Source organism: Endozoicomonas sp. 8E (genome assembly GCF_032883915.1).
Classification (GTDB): domain Bacteria; phylum Pseudomonadota; class Gammaproteobacteria; order Pseudomonadales; family Endozoicomonadaceae; genus Endozoicomonas_A.
This window is the reverse complement of sequence record NZ_CP120717.1, coordinates 3,460,046-3,483,248: the sequence shown is the minus strand read 5'-3', so window position 1 is coordinate 3,483,248 and position 23,203 is coordinate 3,460,046. Positions and strand designations below refer to the sequence as shown.

At 47.5% G+C, this 23,203-nt stretch carries 22 protein-coding genes, 7 tRNA genes and 2 pseudogenes; 8 read left to right on the top strand and 23 right to left on the bottom strand.

Features of this window, described 5'->3' with window-relative positions:
• Positions 1–178: 178 nt before the first annotated feature.
• Both P6910_RS11530 and P6910_RS11525 read right to left on the bottom strand, forming a co-directional pair.
• Positions 179–1,507, bottom strand: coding sequence for an ATP-binding protein (locus P6910_RS11530; protein ID WP_317146383.1), 1,329 nt, complete (start codon positions 1,505–1,507; stop codon positions 179–181).
• A 423-nt stretch (positions 1,508–1,930) separates the two neighbouring features.
• On the bottom strand, positions 1,931–2,563 hold the full coding sequence (locus P6910_RS11525) for a hypothetical protein (protein ID WP_317146382.1): 633 nt from the start codon (positions 2,561–2,563) through the stop codon (positions 1,931–1,933).
• A gap of 77 nt (positions 2,564–2,640) precedes the next feature.
• On the opposite strand from P6910_RS11525, the gene P6910_RS11520 reads away from it, so the two are divergent.
• Together P6910_RS11520 and traN are read left to right on the top strand one after the other, a co-directional pair.
• Positions 2,641–2,862 carry a hypothetical protein gene (locus P6910_RS11520; protein WP_317146381.1) on the top strand — a complete coding sequence of 74 codons (222 nt, stop codon included), beginning with the start codon at positions 2,641–2,643 and terminating at the stop codon, positions 2,860–2,862.
• A gap of 27 nt (positions 2,863–2,889) precedes the next feature.
• A pseudogene (gene traN, locus P6910_RS11515) lies at positions 2,890–3,327 on the top strand (conjugal transfer protein TraN); the annotation flags it as partial.
• Positions 3,328–3,344: 17 nt separating this feature from the next.
• Here the strand turns inward: traN and P6910_RS11510 are convergent.
• Together P6910_RS11510 and P6910_RS11505 are read right to left on the bottom strand one after the other, a co-directional pair.
• A complete protein-coding gene (locus tag P6910_RS11510) occupies positions 3,345–3,647 on the bottom strand; it encodes a type II toxin-antitoxin system RelE/ParE family toxin (protein WP_317146380.1) in 303 nt (100 codons plus the stop codon).
• Positions 3,648–3,652: 5 nt separating this feature from the next.
• Positions 3,653–3,895 carry a type II toxin-antitoxin system ParD family antitoxin gene (locus tag P6910_RS11505; protein WP_317146379.1) on the bottom strand — a complete coding sequence of 81 codons (243 nt, stop codon included), beginning with the start codon at positions 3,893–3,895 and terminating at the stop codon, positions 3,653–3,655.
• Positions 3,896–3,956: 61 nt separating this feature from the next.
• Here P6910_RS11505 and P6910_RS11500 point away from each other — a divergent pair.
• A pseudogene (locus tag P6910_RS11500) lies at positions 3,957–4,237 on the top strand (type IV conjugative transfer system protein TraL).
• A 272-nt stretch (positions 4,238–4,509) separates the two neighbouring features.
• Here P6910_RS11500 and P6910_RS11495 read toward each other — a convergent pair.
• From P6910_RS11495 to P6910_RS11440, 12 genes are all read right to left on the bottom strand, one after another.
• Positions 4,510–4,597 (bottom strand) — tRNA-Leu (locus P6910_RS11495).
• A gap of 64 nt (positions 4,598–4,661) precedes the next feature.
• A tRNA-Cys gene (locus P6910_RS11490) sits at positions 4,662–4,735 on the bottom strand.
• Between the two features lie 18 nt (positions 4,736–4,753).
• Positions 4,754–4,829: transfer RNA gene (locus tag P6910_RS11485), tRNA-Gly, on the bottom strand.
• Positions 4,830–4,863: 34 nt separating this feature from the next.
• Positions 4,864–4,945 (bottom strand) — tRNA-Gly (locus P6910_RS11480).
• A gap of 34 nt (positions 4,946–4,979) precedes the next feature.
• Positions 4,980–5,061 (bottom strand) — tRNA-Gly (locus tag P6910_RS11475).
• Between the two features lie 34 nt (positions 5,062–5,095).
• Positions 5,096–5,177: transfer RNA gene (locus P6910_RS11470), tRNA-Gly, on the bottom strand.
• A 34-nt stretch (positions 5,178–5,211) separates the two neighbouring features.
• Positions 5,212–5,295, bottom strand: a tRNA-Gly gene (locus P6910_RS11465).
• Between the two features lie 103 nt (positions 5,296–5,398).
• The gene (gene pgsA, locus P6910_RS11460) at positions 5,399–5,965 is read right to left on the bottom strand and encodes a CDP-diacylglycerol--glycerol-3-phosphate 3-phosphatidyltransferase (protein ID WP_317146377.1); all 567 of its coding nucleotides are present in this window, start codon (positions 5,963–5,965) and stop codon (positions 5,399–5,401) included.
• A 189-nt stretch (positions 5,966–6,154) separates the two neighbouring features.
• Positions 6,155–8,008, bottom strand: coding sequence for an excinuclease ABC subunit UvrC (gene uvrC / locus P6910_RS11455; RefSeq protein WP_317146376.1), 1,854 nt, complete (start codon positions 8,006–8,008; stop codon positions 6,155–6,157).
• Between the two features lie 91 nt (positions 8,009–8,099).
• Entirely contained in the window at positions 8,100–8,756 is a 657-nt protein-coding gene (uvrY, locus tag P6910_RS11450) for a UvrY/SirA/GacA family response regulator transcription factor (protein WP_317146375.1), read from the bottom strand.
• Positions 8,757–8,919: 163 nt separating this feature from the next.
• On the bottom strand, positions 8,920–9,849 hold the full coding sequence (locus P6910_RS11445; protein ID WP_317146374.1) for an electron transfer flavoprotein subunit alpha/FixB family protein: 930 nt from the start codon (positions 9,847–9,849) through the stop codon (positions 8,920–8,922).
• Positions 9,849–10,598, bottom strand: coding sequence for an electron transfer flavoprotein subunit beta/FixA family protein (locus P6910_RS11440; protein WP_317146373.1), 750 nt, complete (start codon positions 10,596–10,598; stop codon positions 9,849–9,851). Before P6910_RS11440 ends, P6910_RS11445 begins: the two co-directional genes overlap by 1 nt.
• Positions 10,599–11,130: 532 nt before the next feature.
• Between P6910_RS11440 and P6910_RS11435 the strand changes: the two genes are divergently transcribed.
• Positions 11,131–12,774 (top strand): electron transfer flavoprotein-ubiquinone oxidoreductase, encoded by a 1,644-nt coding sequence (locus P6910_RS11435; protein WP_317146372.1) that lies wholly within the window; start codon positions 11,131–11,133, stop codon positions 12,772–12,774.
• Between the two features lie 83 nt (positions 12,775–12,857).
• On the opposite strand, the gene P6910_RS11430 is transcribed toward P6910_RS11435, so the two are convergent.
• Positions 12,858–13,430: a DUF1285 domain-containing protein gene (locus P6910_RS11430; protein ID WP_317146371.1), complete on the bottom strand. Its 573-nt coding sequence runs from the start codon at positions 13,428–13,430 to the stop codon at positions 12,858–12,860.
• Between the two features lie 269 nt (positions 13,431–13,699).
• Between P6910_RS11430 and P6910_RS11425 the strand changes: the two genes are divergently transcribed.
• The 3 genes from P6910_RS11425 (at position 13,700) to P6910_RS11415 (ending at position 16,186) form a co-directional block, all read left to right on the top strand.
• Entirely contained in the window at positions 13,700–14,599 is a 900-nt protein-coding gene (locus P6910_RS11425) for a hypothetical protein (RefSeq protein ID WP_317146370.1), read from the top strand.
• Between the two features lie 300 nt (positions 14,600–14,899).
• Positions 14,900–15,118 carry a hypothetical protein gene (locus P6910_RS11420; RefSeq protein ID WP_317146369.1) on the top strand — a complete coding sequence of 73 codons (219 nt, stop codon included), beginning with the start codon at positions 14,900–14,902 and terminating at the stop codon, positions 15,116–15,118.
• Between the two features lie 18 nt (positions 15,119–15,136).
• Positions 15,137–16,186 carry a Fic family protein gene (locus tag P6910_RS11415; protein ID WP_317146368.1) on the top strand — a complete coding sequence of 350 codons (1,050 nt, stop codon included), beginning with the start codon at positions 15,137–15,139 and terminating at the stop codon, positions 16,184–16,186.
• A 16-nt stretch (positions 16,187–16,202) separates the two neighbouring features.
• Here the strand turns inward: P6910_RS11415 and hepT are convergent, their stop codons facing one another.
• The 4 genes from hepT to P6910_RS11395 form a co-directional block, all read right to left on the bottom strand.
• Positions 16,203–16,610 carry a type VII toxin-antitoxin system HepT family RNase toxin gene (gene hepT / locus P6910_RS11410; RefSeq protein ID WP_317146367.1) on the bottom strand — a complete coding sequence of 136 codons (408 nt, stop codon included), beginning with the start codon at positions 16,608–16,610 and terminating at the stop codon, positions 16,203–16,205.
• Positions 16,600–16,977, bottom strand: coding sequence for a type VII toxin-antitoxin system MntA family adenylyltransferase antitoxin (gene mntA, locus P6910_RS11405; RefSeq protein ID WP_317146366.1), 378 nt, complete (start codon positions 16,975–16,977; stop codon positions 16,600–16,602). Before mntA ends, hepT begins: the two co-directional genes overlap by 11 nt.
• Positions 16,978–17,380: 403 nt before the next feature.
• Positions 17,381–19,501 carry a phosphocholine-specific phospholipase C gene (locus P6910_RS11400; protein ID WP_317146365.1) on the bottom strand — a complete coding sequence of 707 codons (2,121 nt, stop codon included), beginning with the start codon at positions 19,499–19,501 and terminating at the stop codon, positions 17,381–17,383.
• A gap of 23 nt (positions 19,502–19,524) precedes the next feature.
• Positions 19,525–19,647 (bottom strand): hypothetical protein, encoded by a 123-nt coding sequence (locus P6910_RS11395; protein WP_317146364.1) that lies wholly within the window; start codon positions 19,645–19,647, stop codon positions 19,525–19,527.
• A gap of 267 nt (positions 19,648–19,914) precedes the next feature.
• Between P6910_RS11395 and P6910_RS11390 the strand changes: the two genes are divergently transcribed.
• Positions 19,915–20,691: a hypothetical protein gene (locus tag P6910_RS11390; protein WP_317146363.1), complete on the top strand. Its 777-nt coding sequence runs from the start codon at positions 19,915–19,917 to the stop codon at positions 20,689–20,691.
• 59 nt (positions 20,692–20,750) lie between these two features.
• Here the strand turns inward: P6910_RS11390 and cobB are convergent, their stop codons facing one another.
• Together cobB and P6910_RS11380 are read right to left on the bottom strand one after the other, a co-directional pair.
• Positions 20,751–21,479 (bottom strand): Sir2 family NAD+-dependent deacetylase, encoded by a 729-nt coding sequence (gene cobB, locus P6910_RS11385; RefSeq protein WP_317146362.1) that lies wholly within the window; start codon positions 21,477–21,479, stop codon positions 20,751–20,753.
• A gap of 58 nt (positions 21,480–21,537) precedes the next feature.
• Complete coding sequence (locus tag P6910_RS11380; protein ID WP_317146361.1) at positions 21,538–22,932, bottom strand: DUF4139 domain-containing protein; 1,395 nt, start codon at positions 22,930–22,932, stop codon at positions 21,538–21,540.
• Between the last annotated feature and the right edge of the window lie 271 nt (positions 22,933–23,203).

Sequence of the window (23,203 nt, the reverse complement as noted above, 5' to 3'; positions counted from 1 at the left end):
GAAAGACCCATGGGTGGAAGAGAAAGTCCTTCATATATGGCTGTCCAGCATTAACACTATGATTTTTCAATCACGCCCTGCGCGAATTTCACGGGACTTGGTAGGGAAAAAACCTTTTCATGCGCGTAGCGTCGCCTGTTGACCCGTCGGACAGAAGCGGCATGGCAGAGCCATCCTGTCAAAACCAATCTGCCAAATCGTCCAGAGCAAAGCCCCTGTACTCAATATCATATCCCTTCAGTTGCTGCACCAACTTGGTGGCTTTTTCCTGTAAATGCGTTTTTCGGATATTTTTCGGGTTACGCTTGATTTCAGCAATCAGGACTTTTTTATCCAGTTCATTGATCGCGACAAGATCAATTTCATTCTGGTTCCCTCTCTCCCAGTAACTGCCAACGATATTGTACTCGCCTGTTTCAGCAATGACTTCCCTGACGATTTCTTCCAGCCAGTGACCACTCCAGGTCGGGTAGTCACGCTCAATGACTTTATGGATAAACGGAAAGTTGCCAATCTCCACTGCGCTACGGTGCTTATAAATAGAGCGAAACCAGAAGGCCAGGAAAGCATCGGCAATGCGATATTTAATCAACCGGGTTCCCGGTTTAGACAACACTGGCCGGTTTCGGCTGATGATATCAAATTCATTTTCCAAACGATCAAGCTGTGGCCCTACGGAAATGCCCAGCAATGATTCTATTTCAGGTCGGCTCCTACTACCGGAAGCGATAGCCGCCAATATGGAAAAATAGGTACCATGCTCAGGCCCAAACTCTTCGGCCAGACGATAATGCCCTTCTTCAATAACCAGGCTATGTTCATTAATCAGCTGCGACCACAGGTTTTCTGCAGGATCAATATTAAACAGCCACTCCAGATATTTAGGAACACCGCCACTGAGCATGTACCACTGCAGAAGTTTTTCAGGCGTAAACTCCTGCCGGTCATTCAGCATCTGGGCGATATAGCGACAACGCAACGGCTGAAGGTTGATGCGATGATCGGCTCGACCAAACAAGGGCTCTCGTCCATCCTGAAACAACCGGGTCATAAGGCTGTATAAAGAGCCACAGCAGACCAGGTGCATACGACTCTGTTGTCTGTACCGATCCCATAAATCCTGAAGTTCGGAAAAAAACGCCCGATTAACCCGCTGGATATCCTGAAATTCATCCAGTATGACGGTAACCGGCGTCGTGATGCTGAACTGCAACAGGATTTCCATGACTTCCCGAAGACGTGCAGGCTGACCAAATATGGGAATATTTAAAACCGTTCTGATCTGTTCGACAAACTCTTCACACAGCAATGACTCCTGTTTTCTGGATACAAACAAATAGATAGAAGCTGCAGCAGCCGTGTTCTGAGGAAAGGTTTTATTTAGCAGAGCGGTTTTACCTACCCGGCGCATTCCTACTACGGTCGTCAGGTGGGCCGTTCCTTTAGAGGCTTGTTCACTCCACTCCTGGAGCTGTTCAAGCTCGTCTTCTCGGTTATAGAATCTCATGAAATGTTACCGTAATATTTATTACAGTAACTATATCATAGTTTATTTATTAAAATAGGCGATACAAAAGGTACTGTATATAAATACAGCCTAAGTGATTTCAAAAGGAATCTCCCGAAGTCAGAGCAGCATCTATCAAAGCGCCCCCTTAAAAACAGCGCAACTCCTCAGCATGGAGCTCGGAGCCGAAGCTGGGATGGCTTTTGTTCTGGCCTTGGGTTCGATTAATGCCAATCACTGTGCCATATATCGAAAACGTCTACGGGTTTGACTGCTGAAATTGAATACCCACATTTAATGGTTCTTTTGTTCGGAGCCAAACCGGTACGCTTCTCCACACTGAGCGCTCATATTCTCCTACCTTGAGTCTGCTTGTTCAAAAATATAGCTACGGGACAAAAGGCAAATGGAAAAAAACGCTCTTCATACTGCCAGCTTTTCAAGATCCTCAGAAACTAACTCCAGCACTTGGTTATACTCGCCCATTTTCTGCTCGCTGTTCTGAAGATCCTGACTCAGCTGCTCGACCTGAGCGTTCAGATCCTGGGTTAATTCCGGAATAAACTGATCTTTCTCGGCAGATAAACGGCCCAGGATTTCAGTCACACTGGCATCCACTTCCGCAGCCATCTCATTGACTAGCACACCAACAATACGCCCTTGCACCTGTCGGAGTCGGGCGATATCATCATTTTCAACTTGGCCGATAAATTCCTGAGTGCGGCGACCACGGGAGATAATCGGGTCATTCATTCCCGGTGTGTCAACCACTTCAATAGCCTTAAGTCCTTCAACATTCAGTTTCAGCTCGGTGCTTTTTACAATGGGCGTAAGCCGACCATCGGCACCCACGAACTGCTGAAGCTGACCTACCAGATCTCTGTTGTCAGTCGCTGTAGTGATAGTATGCTCCTGCCCCAGATAGTCCCGAACATTAATACCTGATGCTGCAATCATCCGGACCAGTTCACAACAGGCTTTCTGTTCATCACTGAACCTTGGTTGTATAGGCGATCTTTGTCGTACGGGTAGTTCATGACAGGCGAAGCCAACCATTCATAAGCACGTCCATAGGACGTGGGTTTTCACAGTGCACTCAAGACGCAATGCTCGGAAATATGCAGCAACAGCTAATGCGAAAGATGGCGGAAGTCGTCCATAAAATTCTGGGCGAGGATGCCACCAATCTGCTGTTCCAAACGGTGGGTGACAACCTGGCTTCCCAGGGCGGTCAGCTGAGCCATCAAACCCTGATTATGAACCCGGCCATCACCCTCAGCGATCAGTGCAGTCACCATGATCTACACAGCATACACCATGACCAAACTGATTATTCAGATCACCAACAAATGTGAAACCGAAGAATTTGAAAAACCTGCCATAAAGTCGGCAGTTACAGAGAAAGCAAGTTTTTGGGATTGAGCAGCATGGAGTACAAAAGCTATTGCTGTTTCAGTTCAACGCTTTCCCGCATCTTGCAAGTGCAGATCAGGAAGCAGCTGAACACTGGATGGGGCTCTGCCGAACATCCCGATTGCCAGGGTATAACGCCTGAAACTCTGCAAGCTGTGAACTGGAACCAGATTGACCTTAGCGAGTGGCTGGCATTATTAAAATTGCAAAACAAACTGCCAGAGTTGAATGCTGACACATTGAAACAGTTGAATCTGGAAACTCTGACGGGCAAAGGGTCAAGGCTGGATTTCGACCAGCACCGGGAAGACAGTCGAAAACAATTGGAAACCCGATACGACAGCATTACTCCATCAGAACTCAATCACTATCAAAACACCAAATCTATAAATCTTCGACAGCAGTGAGCATTTCCAAGAATCGATCAGTATTTTTGTGATTGAAAATCCATCGATTGGTGAAGCACTCTGACAATTAATGCGCCATTCACCGTTTCTCTGAAGAAAACGATATGGGCCTTCACAGGGTATGATTTGAGCCCTTTTCTGAGGTCATCCCGGCATCGAGCAAAGCCCCGTGTTTCGGCCAGTCGTTGAAAGGTATCAAAAAGATTTCGGATATACAGATCAGCTTGTTCTTCTCCAAACTCACTAACGGTATAGTCATATATGCCTTCCAAATCCTGTCGTGCACGGGGCTTGAACAAGTACTGCTTGTATGGGGGCATAAGGGTTACCGTTTTTTCATTTGGGAAAGGAACTTTTCAACTTCAAGATCAACCGGTTCACCACTGTTGTCACCTTCGTCAATCATTGCCCTCAATTGCTCCAGGTTTGACGAAGCTTTCTGTTCTCTCAGGTTTCTTAACGCCTCGCGCACCACTTCACTGACGGATGAGTACGCACCGGAATCGACCAACTGTTGAGCATAGCCCTGAAGTTCTTCTCCAAGGCTGATGGTTAATGTTCGAGCCATATTGCACCTCCTGTAAGAATATGTCTTACAGAGTATAGGCGGTAAATGAGTCGAAAGCATCATGGAAATCCCCCGCACCATCAACGACCCCATCCAGTTCCTGTTCTGGTCTCTGGATGAAATCTACCCCGTAGCGGTAGGTCTGATCTGGGGTGTCTGGTTTGACCAGCTGCTTCTGGCATATTTCTGGGCTGGATGGCGATTCGTGTTTATCGCCGGTTTCGGGATCGTCACCCTGACGGACACCTGAGCCAACGGCTTTGCTGGCTGGGCTTTTATTTTGTGAAAGCCAGAACCTTGCCCAACCCTTATGTTCGGGTTTTTTACCCGTCCCGAAAATGAACATTCAAGACTATCTGCGTTGTTTGAAAGAGTGGCGTCAGCGGCTTGGTATGGACAGGCTGATCCCTATGATTCTGATCAATTTAGTGGTAAATCGAGTGATCGAAGAGTGATAATTTTTGAACGAAAAACACAGTGAAACGAGGTAAAAAATAGTGAGAAATAAAAATTTTGAAGGTTGTAAATTTTGCTCGAAAGACAGGATTCGCAAGGGCTAACGCTTTAAAACAGGCACAAAAAAAGGCCATTGAATAAACAATGACCTTTGTGATTGGTGCCCGGAGCCGGAATCGAACCGGCACGATCTTAACGATCGGCAGATTTTAAGTCTGCTGTGTCTACCAATTTCACCACCCGGGCGACAGGAATAGCTTATCTATTCCAGCCGAAAAAAAACAGGCTAGCTAACCTGTTTTTTCGAATGTGGAGGCGAGTACCGGAGTCGAACCGGTCTAAATGGAGTTGCAGTCCACTGCATAACCGCTTTGCTAACTCGCCTTTTATCTCTTGGGAGATTGGAGCGGGAAACGAGACTCGAACTCGCGACCCCAACCTTGGCAAGGTTGTGCTCTACCAACTGAGCTATTCCCGCAATAAAGATGTTTTAGGACTTCTTCAAAGTCCGGAGCGGAAAACGAGACTCACTCTTTAACTCTGGGCGACCCCAACCTTGGCAAGGTTGTGCTCTACCAACTGAGCTATTCCCGCAATAAAGATGTTTTAGGACTTCTTCAAAGTCCGGAGCGGAAAACGAGACTCACTCTTTAACTCTGGGCGACCCCAACCTTGGCAAGGTTGTGCTCTACCAACTGAGCTATTCCCGCAATAAAGATGTTTTAGGACTTCTTCAAAGTCCGGAGCGGAAAACGAGACTCACTCTTTAACTCTGGGCGACCCCAACCTTGGCAAGGTTGTGCTCTACCAACTGAGCTATTCCCGCAATAAAGATGTTTTAGGACTTCTTCAAAGTCCGGAGCAGGAAACGAGACTCACTCTTTAACTCTGAGGCGACCCCAACCTTGGGAAAGGTTGTGCTCTACCCACTGAGCTATTCCCGCATTTATATTCGTCAGTACCTGAAGCGCTTGAGCTTCGTGTCCGTCGAAGATGCTGCGTAGTTTAAGAATATTTCGTCTGCTGTCAATAGATTGGAGCAACGAATTAGCTTTCAGCCTTAGAGAATGGTGTCAGATCAGGCCATGCCGCATGAAGGTATACGTACATGGACCAGAGTGTCAGGATCGCAGAAATGTAAAGCAGTGCCAAACCAATATAACCAATCATGGATTCCAGGGGAGCAGGGGCAAGCAGTAACAAGGTAATGGCCATCATTTGCCCGGCCGTTTTAAATTTTCCGATCATATTCACCGCCACACTGGTACGCTTTCCTATTTCGGCCATCCATTCACGCAGAGCAGAAATAACGATTTCCCGACCGATAATGATAATAGCGGGTATGGTTATCCAGGCTGCCCTGAATTCGTCGACCAACAGACACAACGCTGTTGCAACCATGATTTTGTCTGCTACCGGATCAAAAAAAGCCCCGAAGGAGGTGGTCTGATTCCAGCGCCTGGCAAGATATCCGTCAAACCAGTCAGTGACAGCAGCTACTGCAAAGATGCCGGCACAAAGGGTGTAACGCATCTCAATGGGCAGGTAGAAAATCAAGACCAGAAAAGGAACCAGAACAACGCGTAGCATTGTCAGAGTATTTGGAATATTCATAGCAACAGATAACTAACCATGATCTGAAAACAGTGCTGCGATTTTTTTATGAGAGCCCCCCATTCAACCTCGAAGTTCTGGTACAAATGGAGACTCCACAGACTGTCGTTGAAAGTATTTACAACCGCATAAGTTACACAGTCATGAGACAGAGTACAAACCCGAATCCTGTCAATTTCGGCCTGAATTCTAGGAACCATGCAAATGAGCATGTATTTGCTCTGCCAGGTTCTGACTGATCCCCTCGACTTTTGCCAACTCATCGACTGGTGCGTTCATTACGCCATGACGCCCTCCGAAGAACTTGAGCAATGCAGAACGACGTTTGGCACCAATACCCGGAATATCTTCCAGCGTTGAGCGTTTTCTGGCAACACTGCGCTTCTGCCGGTGGCCGGTGATAGCAAACCTGTGCGACTCGTCCCGTATATGTTGAATCAGAAGCAGCGCGCCATCTTTTTCCAGCGCAGGTAGCTCCCTGCCCTTATAGATCAGTGTTTCAAGACCTGGTTTTCTGGAAACCCCTTTAGCGACTCCCAATAAGGGAATATGTTGCAGAGACAGATCGTACATAACTTCCTCTGCCATGCTCAGCTGCCCCTTACCACCATCAATCAATATCAGATCAGGCGTATTCTCTGGATGCTCGGCCAAGCCTTTGTAACGCTTATGCAAGGCTTTCTTCATAGCTGCATAATCATCACCGGGCTCGATGCCTGTTATGTCGAAACGCCGGTACTGGCTTTTATCAGGCCCATCCTGATTAAAAACAACACAGGAGGCAACAGTTGCTTCTCCCATGGTATGACTGATATCAAAACATTCAAACCGCGTTAAAGGTTCTTTCAGCTTCAGCAACTTACCCAGTTGTTCCGTGCGCTTGCGTTGGTGAGTTTTACCGGCCAGCTCAGACTGAAGGCTCATCTGTGCATTTTTCTCTGCCAGCTTCAACCAGTCCTGTCGCTCTCCCCTCACCCGATGCTTGATTTTGACACTTTTACCCGACAACTGACTGATTCCCTGCTCAAGCACCTGCTGATCCTCCATGGCAATAGGCAGAATAATCTCAGAGGGAAAATTGCGACTATTAGCGAGCTTGATATAAAATTGGGCCAGAAATTCTGACAGGTGATCTTCCGGCTGATGATCCAGTCTGAAGTTCGGGAAATAGCTCTTGTGACCCAATAGCTGACCATTGCGGAAAAAAAGCACCGCAAAACAGACCTTACCCATCTGATTACTGTAACCGACTACGTCAGCATCGCCGGTGCTGCGATTCACCGACTGCTGCTCCTGGACATGTCTGAGCTGGCTGATCTGATCCCGAATTTCAGCCGCCTCTTCAAACCTTAACGCTTCGGACTCGTTCTCCATTCTCTTGATCAGTTTACGGATGAGTTGTTGGCTCTTTCCTTCCAGAAACTGACGAGTATCCTGCACATCTTGCTGATATTCTTCCGGCCTGACCAGATTCACACACGGAGCCTTACAGCGTTGAATCTGATGCTGGAGACAGGGGCGGCTTCTATTGCGAAAATAACTGTTCTCGCACTGCCTGACTTTAAACACCTTTTGCAGTAGATTCAGACTTTCCCGCACGGCACCGCCGCTGGGATAAGGACCGAAAAACAAGCCTTTCTTGCTTTTACTCCGACCTCTCTGATAGCCAATGCGAGGGTACTCATCTTCTAAAGAAAGATAAATAAAAGGATAGGACTTATCGTCTCTGAGAAGGATATTGTAAGGCGGCTTCCGGTCTTTGATGAGGTTTTGCTCCAGTAGCAGAGCCTCCAACTCGGAGTTGGTAATGGTAACCTCTATAGTGTGTATCTTGCTGACCAGTGCCATGGTTTTGGTGGTCAAACCAGTAGGACGAAAGTAACTGGAAAGACGATTTTTGAGATTTTTCGCCTTACCGATATAGAGAGTATTCCCGAGATTGTCCCGCATGTCATAGACACCCGGTTGTTTGGGCGCCTGTTTTAGAAAAGCCTTGTGATCGAAGCGCTCTTTTTCTTCACCCTGAGCCATTGAGCCTGTCATGGAGTGCTAATACTGTCGATTAATTTCGAACAGTATACTGATAAACTAATCCAGAGACCTACTGAAACTTCAACTCAGAGTAAGCAGCTGATTAAACAGAAACAATATCCTGCCCCACTTCAATCAGGCCATATCGAATGGCCAGATGGGTTAATTCCACATCACTGTTTATTTGCAGCTTCTCAAAAATACGATATCGATAACTGTTCACCGTTTTACTGCTCAGACACAGCTTGTCTGAAATAGTTTGCACCTTTTCACAGCTGACGATCATCAGGCATATCTGCATCTCCCGGCTGGAGAGTTTTTCAAAGGGGGAGCCGGAGGAAGGGCATAATGATTTCAGCGCCATTTGCTGTGCAATATCAGGGCTAATGCAACGCTTGCCAACGACCACCGACTTGATGGTGGTTACCATCTCGTCGATACTGATGCCTTTGGTTACGTATCCGGCTGCACCGGCTTCCATCAGCTTGGCAGGATAAAGCTCATCATTACAGACGGTGACAGCGATGACTTGAATCTCAGGGAATGACTGATTGATCCTGCGAGTGGCTTCCAAACCACCAATGCCCGGCATACGAACATCCATCAGGACGACCTGTGGCTTTAGGCTTCGACATTTTTCGATAGCCTCTTCCCCACTGTCGGCCTCTCCGACAATAACCAGCTCCTGAACATCAGAAAGCATACGGGACAGCCCCGTTCTCACCAGATCATGATCGTCAGCAATCAGTACGCGAATCATGAAACACCCCAACCTGCATCTTTATAGTTGTTATTTTCCTAATCCGTCTCTCACTTCCTTGATGGCAAACCATTCCAATGTCATCAAAAAAGCCTGCGCACGAATAATATCGTACAACAGGCTTATTCTGCTACCAGCCTGTCAGCGATACCAGACTCTGAAATCAGAGTTTGCCTTCCAGCTCTGGCACAGCTTCAAACAGATCCGCTACCAGACCATAGTCGGCTACCTGGAAGATAGGCGCTTCTTCGTCCTTGTTGATGGCAACAATGACTTTAGAGTCTTTCATACCTGCCAGGTGCTGGATCGCACCGGAAATACCTACAGCAACGTAGAGGTTAGGGGCAACAATCTTGCCGGTCTGACCGACCTGCATGTCATTAGGAACAAAGCCTGCGTCCACGGCAGCACGGGAAGCACCCACGGCAGCACCCAGCTTGTCAGCCAGTTTGTACAGGATTTCGAAGTTTTCTCCATTCCCCATACCACGACCACCGGATACTACGATTTTTGCACCACCCAGTTCAGGGCGATCAGACTTGGCCATTTCTTCACTGACAAAGGAGGAAATACCTGCGTCGTGGGCAATATCCAACTGTTCGACGGCTGCACTACCTCCTGTAGCGGCTACAGGATCAAAGCCGGTACCACGAACGGTGATAACCTTCACAGTGGCACTACTCTGTACGGTTGCAATGGCGTTACCGGCATAGATAGGACGGGCAAAAGTGTCTGCACTGTCTACACGGATAATGTCAGAAATCTGATCAACATCCAGCAAAGCCGCAACACGAGGCATATAGTTTTTACCGCTGGTGCTGGCAGCACTCAGAATATGGCTATAGCCTTTGCCCAGTTCAGCAACCAGCAAACTGACATTTTCTGCCAGCTGATGCTCATAGGCGGCATTATCCACAACCATAACCTTGCTGACACCTTCAACGGCTGACGCTGCTTCGGCAACAGAACCACAGCCGGATCCGGCGACTAATACATGAACATCATCGCCTATTTGACGGGCAGCCGCTACAGTATTCAGAGTGGCTGCGCCCAAGGCTGCATTATCATGTTCTGCAACTACGAGAATAGCCATTAGATTACCTTCGCTTCTGTTTTCAGTTTTTCGATCAGTTCATCAACACTGCCCACACGAATACCGGCACTGCGCTCGGCAGGCGGCTCAACTTTCAGCGTGTTCAGGGAGGAAGTTACCTCAACACCCAGATCTGCAGGTGTTTTGACGTCCAGAGGTTTACGCTTGGCCTTCATGATGTTGGGGAGGGAAGCATAACGAGGCTCATTCAAGCGCAGGTCAGTCGTCACGATAGCGGGCAGTGACAGGGAAACTGTCTGCAAACCACCGTCGACTTCACGAGTGACAGAGGCCTTACCGTCTTCTATAGTCACCTCAGAGGCGAAAGTACCCTGGGGCAGACCAGACAGCGCCGCCAGCATCTGACCGGTTTGGTTGTTATCACTGTCGATGGACTGTTTACCCAGAATCACCAGATCCGGCTTTTCTTCATCAACAATGGCTTTCAGCAGTTTGGCAACGGACAGAGAACCGGGATTTTCTTCGGTTTCTACCAGAATGCCGCGATCAGCACCCAGAGCCAGAGCGGTGCGAATTTGCTCCTGACTCTCTTTGGTACCGAGAGATACGACAACGATTTCACTTGCAACACCCTTTTCCTTCAGTCTCACCGCTTCTTCAACAGCAATTTCACAGAAAGGGTTGATGGCCATTTTTACGTTCGTCAGATCGACATCACTATGGTCCGCTTTTACACGAACCTTGACGTTATAGTCGATGACTCTCTTAACGGCTACAAGAATTTTCATGGGTTCGCAGCCTTCCTTATTTATACTATGACTGGATACTTGGTTGTGAGGCAGGGTATGAAATCTCCGAAAACATCGCGCGGAGCATCAATTGTTATCATTGTTTCACATCACTGCTGTGTGGGCAGTCTAACAGCACGTCAATAAGGGTTCAAACCTATGTTCAAGATTGATGATTATCAAGCAGTTTTATGAACTATTTGTCTGACCAGTGCCTTTTATTAGAGCGCCCGAACATTATCGCATATCTGCAAACTGCCTCAGGGGCATATCACCGGCAGAAAGCTACCTGGCACTCTACTGCGTCGAAGGGACTTCGACTCAGCGAATGCTGGTTATTTGCGTATGAGACAGTATAATGCAGAAAAAAATTCAAACAACTGTTTGATTTTCACGCTGGCAGATTCTTCTGACAACGGCAGCCGGGAAATTTAACCGGAAAAGTTAAAGCGTCATCAGATAAAAAATAGTGTATGAAAATCACCATATGATAACTCGGTGAGGGAGGGGATTCATTTTGGAACGCGAGTCTATGCCATTCGACGTGGTAATTGTGGGCGCTGGTCCATCCGGTTTGTCTGCAGCCTGTCGTCTTATGCAACTGTCACAGGAAGCGGGTCAAGAACTCTCTGTCTGCGTCGTTGAGAAAGGATCAGAGGTAGGAGCACACATCCTGTCCGGCGCCGTATTCGAACCCACTGCTCTGAATGAACTGTTTCCTGACTGGAAAGAAAAAGGTGCGCCACTGAATACCGCTGTCGCATCCGACGATATCTACTGGTTGAGTTCTCAGGAAAAGGCCCTGAAAGTGCCGGGGGCCTTTGTACCCAAGACCATGCACAACGAAGGCAATTACATCATCAGTCTGGGCAACCTTTGCCGCTGGCTGGCCGAACAGGCAGAAAGCATGGGCGTAGAAGTTTTCCCTGGCTTTGCTGCCAACGAGATTCTGTTCAATGAAGATGGCAGTGTTAAAGGGATTGCTACTGGCGACATGGGCATCTCTGCCAATGGCGAGAAAAAAGACAGTTACATGCCTGGCATGGAACTGCACGCCAAATATACCCTTTTCTCAGAGGGCTGCCGTGGTCAGCTGGGCAAAGAACTTATCAGCCGCTTCAATCTGGACGAAGGTAAAGACCCTCAGCATTACGGCATAGGTATCAAGGAGTTGTGGGATATAGCTCCGGAAAACCACTCTCAGGGCCTGGTAGTGCATACAGCTGGCTGGCCTCTGACTGAAAGCGGCTCAACCGGTGGTGGCTTCCTTTACCACATTGAAAACAATCAGGTCGTTCTGGGGCTCATTACCGACCTGAGTTACTCCAACCCCCACATCAGTCCTTTTGAAGAGTTCCAGCGTTACAAGCAGAGTCCAACCATCAAGAAATTCCTCGAGGGGGGCAAACGGGTTTCTTACGGTGCCCGCGCCCTTGCTAAAGGCGGACCTCAGTCCCTGCCAAAAATGACCTTTGCCGGTGGCCTTCTGATCGGTTGTGATGCCGGTACCATGAACGGCGCCAAAATCAAGGGCTCACATACGGCCATGAAGTCCGGCATGTTGGCGGCTGAAGAAGTTTTCAAGTCAATCAGCAGCGGTTCCGAAGGTGGTGAAGACCTCACTTCTTACGCCCGGGCTTTTGAAAACTCATGGCTGGGTGAAGAGCTTAATGCGCAGAGAAACTTTGGACCGGCCATGCATAAGTGGGGCAACTTCGTAGGTGCCGGCTTTGCTTTTGTCGACCAGAATATTTTTGGCGGCAAGCTGCCGTTTACCCTGCGTGATAAAACACCCGACTATGCAACCCTTAAACCAGCCGCTGATAGCAAGAAGATTGATTATCCAAAACCGGATGGAGTCATAAGCTTTGATCGCCTGAGTTCTGTGTTCCTGTCCAACACCAACCACGAAGAAGATCAGCCCTGCCACCTGAAGCTGGCGGACGCATCGATTCCTCTGAAAGACAATCTGCCAAAATACGACGAGCCTGCTCAGCGTTACTGCCCGGCTGGCGTGTATGAAATTGTCGAAGAGGAAACGTCCGGCGAACAACGCTTTCAGATCAACAGTCAGAACTGCGTTCACTGTAAAACCTGTGACATCAAGGACCCTGCTCAGAACATTACCTGGGTAGCTCCGGAAGGTACCGGTGGCCCCAACTACCCGAACATGTAACTCGGGACAAACAGAAAAGGAGCCATCAGGCTCCTTTTCTGTTTTATGGATGCTCAGGCAGATTTATTGCTTCCCATCCCGGATCAGTATTCAGGTTTTATACTGCCAATCGAGAAAGTTTGACCGTGACTATTGAGGCATAGCTCTACATCACGCTCCGTAGACTTTTCTTCTGCCATCTCAATAAGTTGATAGAAGACATTCCGATGAACAAGGGCATCCAGCTGGGCCCTGACTCTGATATACGGCGAAGGCTCTCCCGTCGACGAATCAATGTTAACCCACAAAGGATGCTCACGATCCAGAGTCACTTTATCACCTACGTTAGTAGTGAAAGTCAGGCCATCGTCTTTATTTTCAACGGAAACGGCGACAAACGGAGCATCTTCTACCTGGATTCTAACCTTCTCTACCGGGGTCACCAGATAGAAACAGTCATCCTCATCATGCCTGAGAATGGTAGAAAACAGTTTAACCATGGACTCTCTGGCGATGGGTGACCCCATATAGAGCCAACTGCCATCCCGACAAATTTTCATGTCTATATCCCCACAAAAATCGGGATTCCATGAATGAACAGGAGGTAAACCCTGCTGTTTTAGGAGAGGCTTCATGCTCTCAGCCAGCTGTCCGGGTGATATGGATTGATCACTCATAATTCGGCCCCTCTGTCTGTTGTCATTGTTCTGGCGAAACGTCAGTACTCGAATGAAACATGGATGCAACAAGGTCATTATATCGTCTTAATGAGGACGACGTCTGATTTATCTATGCCGGACACTCGATCGACCCAAAAAGGATAGTACGCAAGATCGAGACCAGAAGCCAACCATGACCCTATCAGGGATCTGACAAATGCTACTATTTAAATTGAAGCACTGAAGTTATGGAGAAGTGCATAGTCGAAAAACGACAGGGAAAAATAATGCAGCTCTTCAAATCACTCGCTGGCTTACTCACCAAATGGCTCATGCAGCAGCCTGAAGACACCAACCGACCTCTCTGTGATTTCGAAAGAATCCGCCATGAGCTTAAGCCCTGCGATGTAGTGCTCGTTGAAGGTAAATCTCGAGTCAGCAATGTCATCAAACAGATCACCCAGAGCCCCTGGTCCCACGCCATGCTTTATATTGGACGTCTGCATGATATAGAAGATGACCGTATTCGTCAGACCGTTAAAGAGTCTTATGACGGCTCTCCGGATGATCAACTCATCATTGAGAGTGAACTCGGATTTGGAACAGTCGTACATCCTTTAAGCCGTTACGAAGGTGAACATCTGAGAATTTGTCGACCCAATGGATTAAACTATTCCGACAGCCAGCAGGTCATTCACTATGCTGTCAGCCGTTTGGGTCTTGATTACAACGTGCGCCATATATTGGACCTGGCCCGCTTTTTCTTCCCTTATTCCATAATGCCCAGGCGCTGGCGTTCCAGTTTGTTTCAACATTCACCCGGAGATGAAACCAAAACTGTTTGCTCCAGTATGATTGCCGAGGCATTCAGTTTTATTCACTTCCCGATTTTGCCTCTGGTGAAGATGAATGGAGAAAGTGGTGTTCAGCTGTTTCAGCGCAACCCCAAACTCTGCACCCCCAGTGACTTTGACTACTCGCCTTACTTCCAGATCATTAAATACCCCTTTCTCGATTACACCCACCATTCGGATTACAAACTGCTTCCCTGGCATGGCCATGGTGCTCTGGAAGGTAAGGAAGGTGATCTTTATATCACCCCTGATGAGGTGAAAGAACTGCAGCAGATAGGATTAAATAGTGGCTCAGGCTCAGAGAATCTCGACAATAAAAACACTTTGAACTGACTTGTAGCGGATAAACTAACAGGCATCAAATCATTCAAGAGTAATAAAAAAGCTGATTATTCAGAATTGATCTTATAGCTCAGTGGACGCGAGAAGAATCTGCACCATAATTACTTCTACTGATCCGGTCGACTTCCCCCTACGATCAATCAGTCTAGGTTACTGATTTAGGTGACCTTGATACTTGCATTGTGTACCTATGTTTCACTCCTAAAATGGTCTTAGCCCGCGTACTCTTCCCCCAGAGTCGCGGGTTTCTTTTTTCCTGAAGCTCCTGTGTATTAAGGGCTTTTTGCGCCGTTGCGACCTTCCATCCGTGATGCCTTTGCTGATAGCAGTGTGGCTGCCGGTCCTTTAGGTGAACTGGTTCTGCCTAAAGAAAAAATGTCGGTGACCCAACAGGTAGAGCAGCGACGGAAAGAATTAAACTCAGACAGCTATGACGAAGAGCACAGCCTTCCTGTCGATCTGCCTCACAATATGCAATACTTTGTGACTATTGGTTTAACAGTGATTTAAGGCTACCAGCTCATTGCTATGGCAAAATACCAACCTCCTTATACGATCACCCCGGCTATTCTTGACTCTGTTGCCAATATCAGTGAGCTGCTGGGTCGCTACAGTGCCAGCCAGTGTTCTTCATCAACACCTCGCTTACGTCGAAACAACCGCATTCGAACTATTCAGGCCTCTTTGGCGATTGAGCATAATACACTCAGCGTTGAACAGGTAACGGCCATTCTGGAAGGGAAACGAGTGCTTGGTCAGCCAAAGGAAATCCTTGAAGTCCGGAACGCTTTTGAAGCCTATGACCTCATGCCCACCCTTGATCCTGCTAATGCAGAAGACTTATTGCACGTTCACGCCTTACTAATGAAAGGGTTGACCGATCAGGTTGGATGTTGGCGGGATACTGGCGTTGGCATATACCGGGATGAACAGCTGGTCCATATGCCTCCACCACCTTCACAGGTAGCCAGACTGATGTATGAACTCTTCGCATGGGTCGAAGGCACCGATGTTCATCCTTTGATAGGCAGTTGCATCTTTCATTATGAGTTGGAGTTCATTCACCCCTTTACAGACGGCAATGGCCGAATAGGTCGCTTCTGGCAAACCCTGCTCCTGTCAAAGTGGCGAGAGCCGATGGCTTTTTTGCCCGTAGAAACCATCATTCGTGACCAGCAAAATGCCTATTATGAAGCATTGCGTCAGGCCGACGATGCCAGCGACTCAACGCCATTTATCGCTTTCATACTTAAAGCGATTGAGCAGGCTCTCAACGAAGCACTTGCCAGTGAACCCATCCATTTCAGCGACCAAGTAAACCGTCAAGTAAGCGACCAAGTAAAAAGTCTTCTTCAGCTTCTTCGGACTGACCCTGAAGAACCTTTCAAAGTTAAGGATATGATGGAAAAGCTGGGGTTAAAGCATCGATCGACATTTCGTAAAAACTATCTCAAACCGGCTCTTGATCAGAAATTGATCAGCATGACTAACCCCGATAGCCCAAACAGCCCCGGACAAAGTTATCGGCTCAGTCCAGAAGGTTCGTTTCTGGCTGGAAAAATATCGAGTAAAAACTGATAGCTACCCTAATGTGTTACAAAAGAGCCTGTATATGAAGAGTAATCCTTTGAATATCACGATAAAACTTATTCTTTATAATGGCTTCAAGAATATTGCGATCGACGTCAAGATAGTCATGCACTAGCACATTTCGAAAACCGATCATCTTCATCGCTTTGTCATAATCCTGTCGAGTTAAAGCGTTCCGCTTCTCTAAACCATCCAGTGCCGCCCGGGATTTACTGACTTTAACTCCAAATTTTTCCTGATAAACATAACGGGATAAGCCAACCAGCGACTCAATCAGAATTTGTAATGCTCTCTGGGCAGCCAGCATGTCCCTGGCTCTCCAGCTGCCAAGATCATCATGAAGCTCATCAAGAATAAGTATCATCTCCTGCTGAACATTCTCAATTTCCTGTTCGTACGCTTTATCGCTCATAGTCTTTTTCCCAGGCAGAAATAATGGCATGCTCAAGACGGCGAACGGCCGGAACATAGCGGTCAAATAGTTTCATGCCCTGAATAATATTCCATTGCAGAGGCACAGGTACCTCTCGAAGATCAACAACACTGAGTTCAAGCTCGGGATACAGCCGCTCTAGCTCGGCTTCCATCATTTGTGGTCGGACGGCACGTTCCAGAATATCGGTTTCATAATCTGTATAAATAACAGCAAGATCCCAATCGCTGTCGTCCCTGGCGTTCCCTTTTGCCCGTGAGCCATATAGATAGATGGCATCAATTGCACTGAAATGTCGCATTGCATCGACCAGACCATCCGGAAGCTGACATGTTGAAGGGCTCAATAGAATGTCCTGCAGAAATTGTCTAAAAAATTATTACTAAGGGTTATCATTTCATCTGGCCAGTTATTTTTCCATAGTCACCCTGCCTCAAAATATCCATCATTAGCCAAACCTCCGGCCCAGACCAACAGCCAATGCGGGTCATAACCCGAACACTCTTTCCTCAAAGTCGCAGGTTTCTTGTTCTAAAAACAAAGGTTATACCAATCGTGCTTGCTAACTCCCATGATGAGTATGGAGATTTGAGCCTTAAGACAAGGCGGCGTCAGGAGTCATAGCCTTAACTATGGCGACGATCGCCAACACAGGATTAAGGCTCAAATCTTCAGCGCAATAGGGAGTTAGAAAGTTCGATCGGTATTACCCATCACCCTGGGCGCCCTCTGAATTTTCAGAAGTTTTATCACCCCATCAAAGGGTCTGAAACGCCATGAGTACCATTTTCAACCCTGCCACAATAACGCCTGAACGTGTCACTTCCTTCAACACTGACTTCCAGCTCATACCAGTTGGATGCAGACTTGATAAACTGCTCAACAGACGCTTTTTCACCGGCTGCCAGAGTGATGGTCTGTTGATTACCTGGCTCGTAGGCTGAGAAATCTACAGTCAACTGTTTCTCTGTATCTCCATGATTTTCCAGTCTGACCAAAACCGACGGCGTTTCCTTGCTAACTCCATAACATACGGAGACTTCCTGGTTATGCTCCCGCTCGCAGGTTCCCTTAAACTGACGATGGAAACCATTGGCAGAGAGCACCCACAAGTCATACTTGTTGTCGAGAGATGCCGGCCATGTAGCCCGTACGGTATCTCCGGCTCCAATCACAAACCTTCGGGGTATCTCTTCCAGATTCAGTTGATCATAGACATGGATCACGGCGCCCTGCTGACCACTGTTGGTCATAGTCAGAACGACGGAGAACTGGTCTGTATCGACCAGGGAATTAACGTGCAGCTCATAAGGAAGAGCTCTTGAAGGCCGGATACCGGCATTGGCGACGGGCGGTAGCTGATCTTCTTCAGCCGGAGGATTAATCTGTGGCAATAGTTGCTGGAAAAATCTTATGATATCAGCCTCTGATTTAGTCATTTCCGGTAGCGATGGCAATGGCTCGTCATTAGGGTTTTCAAAATTAAATGCCGATAATAAATCACCGCAAACCGCACGACGGAAAGGCGTAATATTCTCTTCGATCACTCCAAACCGCTTTTCCAGAAACTGTAACACCGACGTATGATCGAACACCTGTGAGTTAACCCAGCCTCCCCGGCTCCATGGAGAAACAATCAATGCCGGAACTCTTGGACCCGGACCATAAGCCTGATTTTCAGTATGATACTCTCCGGTTGTATCAACAGTACTTTCACCATGAAAAGCTCCCTCACTCAAGGAAGGCGGGCAAGGTGGAGGCATATGATCAAAGAAACCATCATTTTCATCAAAATTGATAATCAGAACTGTTTTACTCCAGATATCCGGGTCGCTGGTTAATGCGTCCAGAACTTCCTGAGTATACCAGCCTCCCTGTACCGGTGACGAAGGTCCCGGGTGCTCGGAATAGGTTGCTGGCGCAATAATCCATGACACTTGTGGCAACGTTTTGTTTTCAATATCTTTTTTAAGACTTTCCAAAAAGCCACCGTCAGCCATGGTATTGGCGACGCCTTTCAGCAAAGGGCTGATGTTGTCATCGTCTTCTGACCATTCGGGATAGGGCTTACCATTGGCTTGATTGCCTTTTAATTCATTGGCTTCCCGGTACTGTCTAAAACCGGCCAGAGGGTTATCTGTAAAATTATCAGGTAAGTTCTGATAAATCCTCCAACTAACACCCGCCTGCTCCAGACGCTCGGGATAGGTTGTCCAGGTATACCCTTCACTGGACGAGCCAAGACTATCATAATCATTAAAAATGGCAGGTGGGTTAGGGTCCAGTTCATGGTGATTGATACCCGTCCAATGAAAGAGCCGGTTAGGATTAGTTCCCCCATGGAATGAGCAGTAGTATTCATCACAGACAGTAAAAGCATCTGCCAGGGCAAACTGGAAAGGTAATTCAGCCTCTGTATAGTACCCCATCGACTGATCTTCTTTATAGGTTGGCCAATCACTCATGCGCCCATGATCCCAGGCTTCATGAGCATCCGGAAAAGTATGTGGCGTACCATTCACACGCTGAGCATTACCCTGTTCCGCATCCAGATGATAGGGATAAATAAAACGCTCATTTTGTCGTTTCTCATATTTTTGCTTCCAGACATCACCATACACCGTAGGAACAGGATGGCGATCTGCAAAACCACGAACCCCTGCCAACTTTCCAAAATAGTGGTCAAAAGCCCGGTTTTCCTGCATCAATATAACAACATGCTCCACATCATTGATGTTACCATGGACATTGTTTGCCGGAATGGATAAAGCCTTCACAATTGAAGGTGGAATTAACCCTGATGCTGTCACGCCAGTCAACCCAACACCTGACGCTTTTAAAAATTTACGACGACTCAACGCTTTTTTCATAATTAGCTGATTGCCTTTACTATTTATTCAACTGGGCAGTGGTATTCACTGGTATTATTGTCACCACTGGTGGTATCTGTTTCATCGTCACAGCCACTCAGCAATAGTGAAAAAACAATCAGTGGTATAAAACTCAGAACTCTCACACGGGCTCCCGTTTCTTATGGGTTATATTGCGAGCACAGGGTATGAAATAAATAAGACATAGTGATGTTACAAGGGTGTCAGTTTCATGATGAATTGGTGACAAAGGTCGGTGACCCGACCTCTAATGCCTTTAGCTTGTGATTGCCTTTTATTTTTTATTTTCAGATCAAGGTTGTCTGCAGAACCATTTTGAGCGTCTATAGTTACTGTTTGTTATAAATCAGGAGGTATTTCTGGTGCGACGAGATGTGATTTTTCTGACTATTATGACAACGGTTCGACCGGTTATGGCGCAGGCACCGGCAGATTTGTTCCCTGAGTATCTGTGGATCGTTGACCATGATTACTACGCTACTCCCAATTACAGGAATGCAGGTTACCTCAGCTACGTGAAGTCATTTAAAGGTAAAGCTAAGGGAAATTTCTATTTATCATCGCTGAATATTCTTGTTCAGCCACCCGAAATCAAAGGTACTACCTCTGTTGTCTCTGTTGGCCTGCCGGGTACCACGGTTACTTACCGATTTGATGCTGTTCCAATGGTATGGTTTCCTCCTGAGTCTCTGGAAAAAGCCTCGTTTAGCTGGTCTGCAGATGGGCAGTCTCTCTTCGTCAAACGGTCAGTGTCGGAGCGTACATCGGACAAACCTATAACCAGGATTGAATTTGAATATTCAGGCTGTCTCAGCAGCGTCTTCACTAAAGATGTTTTGAAGCATCTGTTTACAAGGTATGACAGTATCAACCCTAAACTCTTCAATTTTGTTGCCTTTCCGGCTACTGGGCAAACGCGCGTTGAAAGGCGCGCTGGTAAAAGAGGTGCCATATTCGTCGGTGACTTGAGGGAAGAGGCAGTCTCTGGCTGTTCTGCAGCCACTGTATCTCAACACGTTCCTGATGACTGGGACCTGATGCACTCAGATTATAAGCCCCGCCACCCAGACAAACTGTCACCTTTGGATAATGCCCAAAAAGTAAAAAACTCCTCTTCGGAACAGAAGCACGAACCGACAAAAAACACACACTCCGCTCCCTCCAATTAAGAAGAAGCACAACACGCAGGGCATCGAAAAATTTGAGATAGAAAAACAATGCCGTACATCTATCCCAACAAAGCATTAAAGAATTCAGGAACCAATTCAGTAGCAGGCCCACTAAGACTCCGATCAAACCGGGAGGCATTGGTACCGGGCTCAAGATTCAACTCTACAGTTTCGGCGCCCGCAGCTTTGGCTTCTTCAAAAAAACCGGCAGCTGGATAAACATTACCTGAAGTTCCGATGGATACGAAGAGATCACACTGCGACAAAGCTTTGTAGATACGATCCATCTCCAGAGGCATTTCTCCAAACCAGACGATATGAGGCCGCAAGTTGCCCGCCATTTGACAACATGGACAGAGTGTTTCGGTAGTTAGATCGTCATACCACTCGAAAACCTGCTCTGTGTCCTGACAACTCACTTTATAAAGCTCACCATGCATGTGAATCAGATTCTGACTGCCCGCCCGGGAATGCAGATCATCAACGTTTTGGGTTACCAGCAGAAACTCACCATCAAAAGACTTTTCAAAGTCTGAAAGCGCCTTATGAGCAGCATTACAAACCACTTCACTCAGTCGTTGTCGCCTGTCATTGTAGAAAGCCTGCACCAGGGCCGGATTGCGATAATAACCTTCCAGCGTGGCGACATCTTCAATCGAATGGTTTTCCCAAAGGCCACCACTGCCCCTGAAGGTACGAATACCCGACTCGGCAGAAATACCGGCACCAGTCAGAACTACAATAGATGGATAATTGAGCATGAGGCTTTGATCTGCAGTAAGTTGCATTTTATTTTGCCAGAAGCCTGAACAACCACTGCCTTCAGACTTCTGACCCTGAACGGTATTAACGAGTGTATGCCGAAGTATATGTAAGCGTTTTCTTGCTTTTTACGGGAACTTTGACCTTGATGGTGTCAGTCTGTTCCAGAGTACCGCCTTTCACATCTTCCAACTTAATCAGAGAGTGATCGCGATCTGTCATCATCAAGGTCACCTCTTCATCACTGTCATTAAATACGACAGCCTGCCAGCGAGTGATCAGCTCCTTTTCACGCTGCTGACTATCAACGCGCTTTCTCTCAACCCTCACAGTCAGGGCTTCGCCCATAGCAAGATGGGCATAATCCCCTTTGGTGGTCTGGGGAATCATGGCATTACCACTGATAATCACAGTGCCGTCGCCCGTAGACTCAAGAATTCTCACCTCACCCGCAGGAAGATCGCGCCCTGCCTTAAAGCGATAGTTCAGCCTGGGTCTTTGCAGATCAGAACCTCTGCCTGAATATGAACGACCATTAACATCCAGCTGATAGTAATGATCGAGTGCTATCTGATCTTCCTTATAGAGAGTCATCTGCTGCCAGGAGAAGGGAGTCAGTTTCGTTTGGTCCTTCGGCAACGGTATGACCATGACTTCACCTACCCGCTGACTTTCCTGACCGGGCATGGGACTGGCAGCATTTGCCCTCACCATTTTGTGAGCATAACCTACATTGGGCCGCCCCATATCACCGGCCACCAGCTTGATATCTGCGTTGTTGTAATCGGTTTCTGTGTTGTTATTTAAAAGTGCCGTCAGCTCAATACGGGCCTTTCCATCATCATCCAGAGTCATTCGATAGTGGCTTGAATAGCGAATGGAAGGCGTAATGTAAGAAAGACGTAACTGGTCGGTGCCGTCCAGTTCCGGGAAGCGTGCTATCAGACGAGTCTGATAGTCTTTTTCCAGAAAAACCTGTTCCCGCGAAGCCAGCCTGATACCTTGCGGATCGTTCCAGTCCACCAGGTATTGTCGACCGTTATTGCCCTGGACCAGACCCATCCCACTGTCATAGGAGAGCAACACACCCTGTACCGGGACGTTCAGCCCTCCCCCTACGAGTTCAACCGACTTGCCGACCAACCTGTTGTAAAGATGATCCCGGTCCAGTCCACCTCTGTGCCAGGTAAGGCTAGCGGGCACCAGACCTTGTTTGTCTTTGATGTATTCCAGCTCAAGGCTGTCATCTTCCCAGTCATCGGCCATGCCTTCGACGACCAGACTCCCATCCGGTCCGGGAAGCACTTTGAACTGCTGACGCACCAGGGTTTTGTCCGGGTAGAGTGTTAAATGGGTACTGTTGGCGTGACTGACTTCCACTCTTCCTGCCTGTTCATCTGCCGTTACCCTATTGGCAGTCATGGCAGTAAGGACAACAGTGCTAATCAGTATTCCGGTCAGTTTGAGTCTGGCTCTCATTATGACTTTCTCCCTTTAATGAGACACGGAGGACTGATTGAGTCTACCTTTATACACAACTCAATGACCAGCCCGGATAATGATGTAAAGCTTTTGAAGAACATGCCCGTAAAATAGACCATAAATCAACCGAACGTTTGCTCGGTTATGACTCGATAATGTCATCCAATGCAGTCAAATACTGGGGTACATTAACTCTTCGTATGTACCTGGCCAGTTGGTTTCGCATATTCTGGCGAGAGGATTTTTTCATCCTTCAAGGCGCAACGAC

Coding starts and splice junctions, on each gene's coding strand:
- P6910_RS11530 (WP_317146383.1), bottom strand. CDS start 1,507: ATGAGATTCTATAACCGAGAAGACGAGCTTGAACAGCTCCAGGAGTGG.
- P6910_RS11525 (WP_317146382.1), bottom strand. CDS start 2,563: ATGGTTGGCTTCGCCTGTCATGAACTACCCGTACGACAAAGATCGCCT.
- P6910_RS11520 (WP_317146381.1), top strand. CDS start 2,641: ATGCGAAAGATGGCGGAAGTCGTCCATAAAATTCTGGGCGAGGATGCC.
- P6910_RS11510 (WP_317146380.1), bottom strand. CDS start 3,647: ATGCCCCCATACAAGCAGTACTTGTTCAAGCCCCGTGCACGACAGGAT.
- P6910_RS11505 (WP_317146379.1), bottom strand. CDS start 3,895: ATGGCTCGAACATTAACCATCAGCCTTGGAGAAGAACTTCAGGGCTAT.
- pgsA (WP_317146377.1), bottom strand. CDS start 5,965: ATGAATATTCCAAATACTCTGACAATGCTACGCGTTGTTCTGGTTCCT.
- uvrC (WP_317146376.1), bottom strand. CDS start 8,008: ATGACAGGCTCAATGGCTCAGGGTGAAGAAAAAGAGCGCTTCGATCAC.
- uvrY (WP_317146375.1), bottom strand. CDS start 8,756: ATGATTCGCGTACTGATTGCTGACGATCATGATCTGGTGAGAACGGGG.
- P6910_RS11445 (WP_317146374.1), bottom strand. CDS start 9,849: ATGGCTATTCTCGTAGTTGCAGAACATGATAATGCAGCCTTGGGCGCA.
- P6910_RS11440 (WP_317146373.1), bottom strand. CDS start 10,598: ATGAAAATTCTTGTAGCCGTTAAGAGAGTCATCGACTATAACGTCAAG.
- P6910_RS11435 (WP_317146372.1), top strand. CDS start 11,131: ATGCCATTCGACGTGGTAATTGTGGGCGCTGGTCCATCCGGTTTGTCT.
- P6910_RS11430 (WP_317146371.1), bottom strand. CDS start 13,430: ATGAGTGATCAATCCATATCACCCGGACAGCTGGCTGAGAGCATGAAG.
- P6910_RS11425 (WP_317146370.1), top strand. CDS start 13,700: ATGCAGCTCTTCAAATCACTCGCTGGCTTACTCACCAAATGGCTCATG.
- P6910_RS11415 (WP_317146368.1), top strand. CDS start 15,137: ATGGCAAAATACCAACCTCCTTATACGATCACCCCGGCTATTCTTGAC.
- hepT (WP_317146367.1), bottom strand. CDS start 16,610: ATGAGCGATAAAGCGTACGAACAGGAAATTGAGAATGTTCAGCAGGAG.
- P6910_RS11400 (WP_317146365.1), bottom strand. CDS start 19,501: ATGAAAAAAGCGTTGAGTCGTCGTAAATTTTTAAAAGCGTCAGGTGTT.
- P6910_RS11390 (WP_317146363.1), top strand. CDS start 19,915: ATGACAACGGTTCGACCGGTTATGGCGCAGGCACCGGCAGATTTGTTC.
- cobB (WP_317146362.1), bottom strand. CDS start 21,479: ATGCAACTTACTGCAGATCAAAGCCTCATGCTCAATTATCCATCTATT.
- P6910_RS11380 (WP_317146361.1), bottom strand. CDS start 22,932: ATGAGAGCCAGACTCAAACTGACCGGAATACTGATTAGCACTGTTGTC.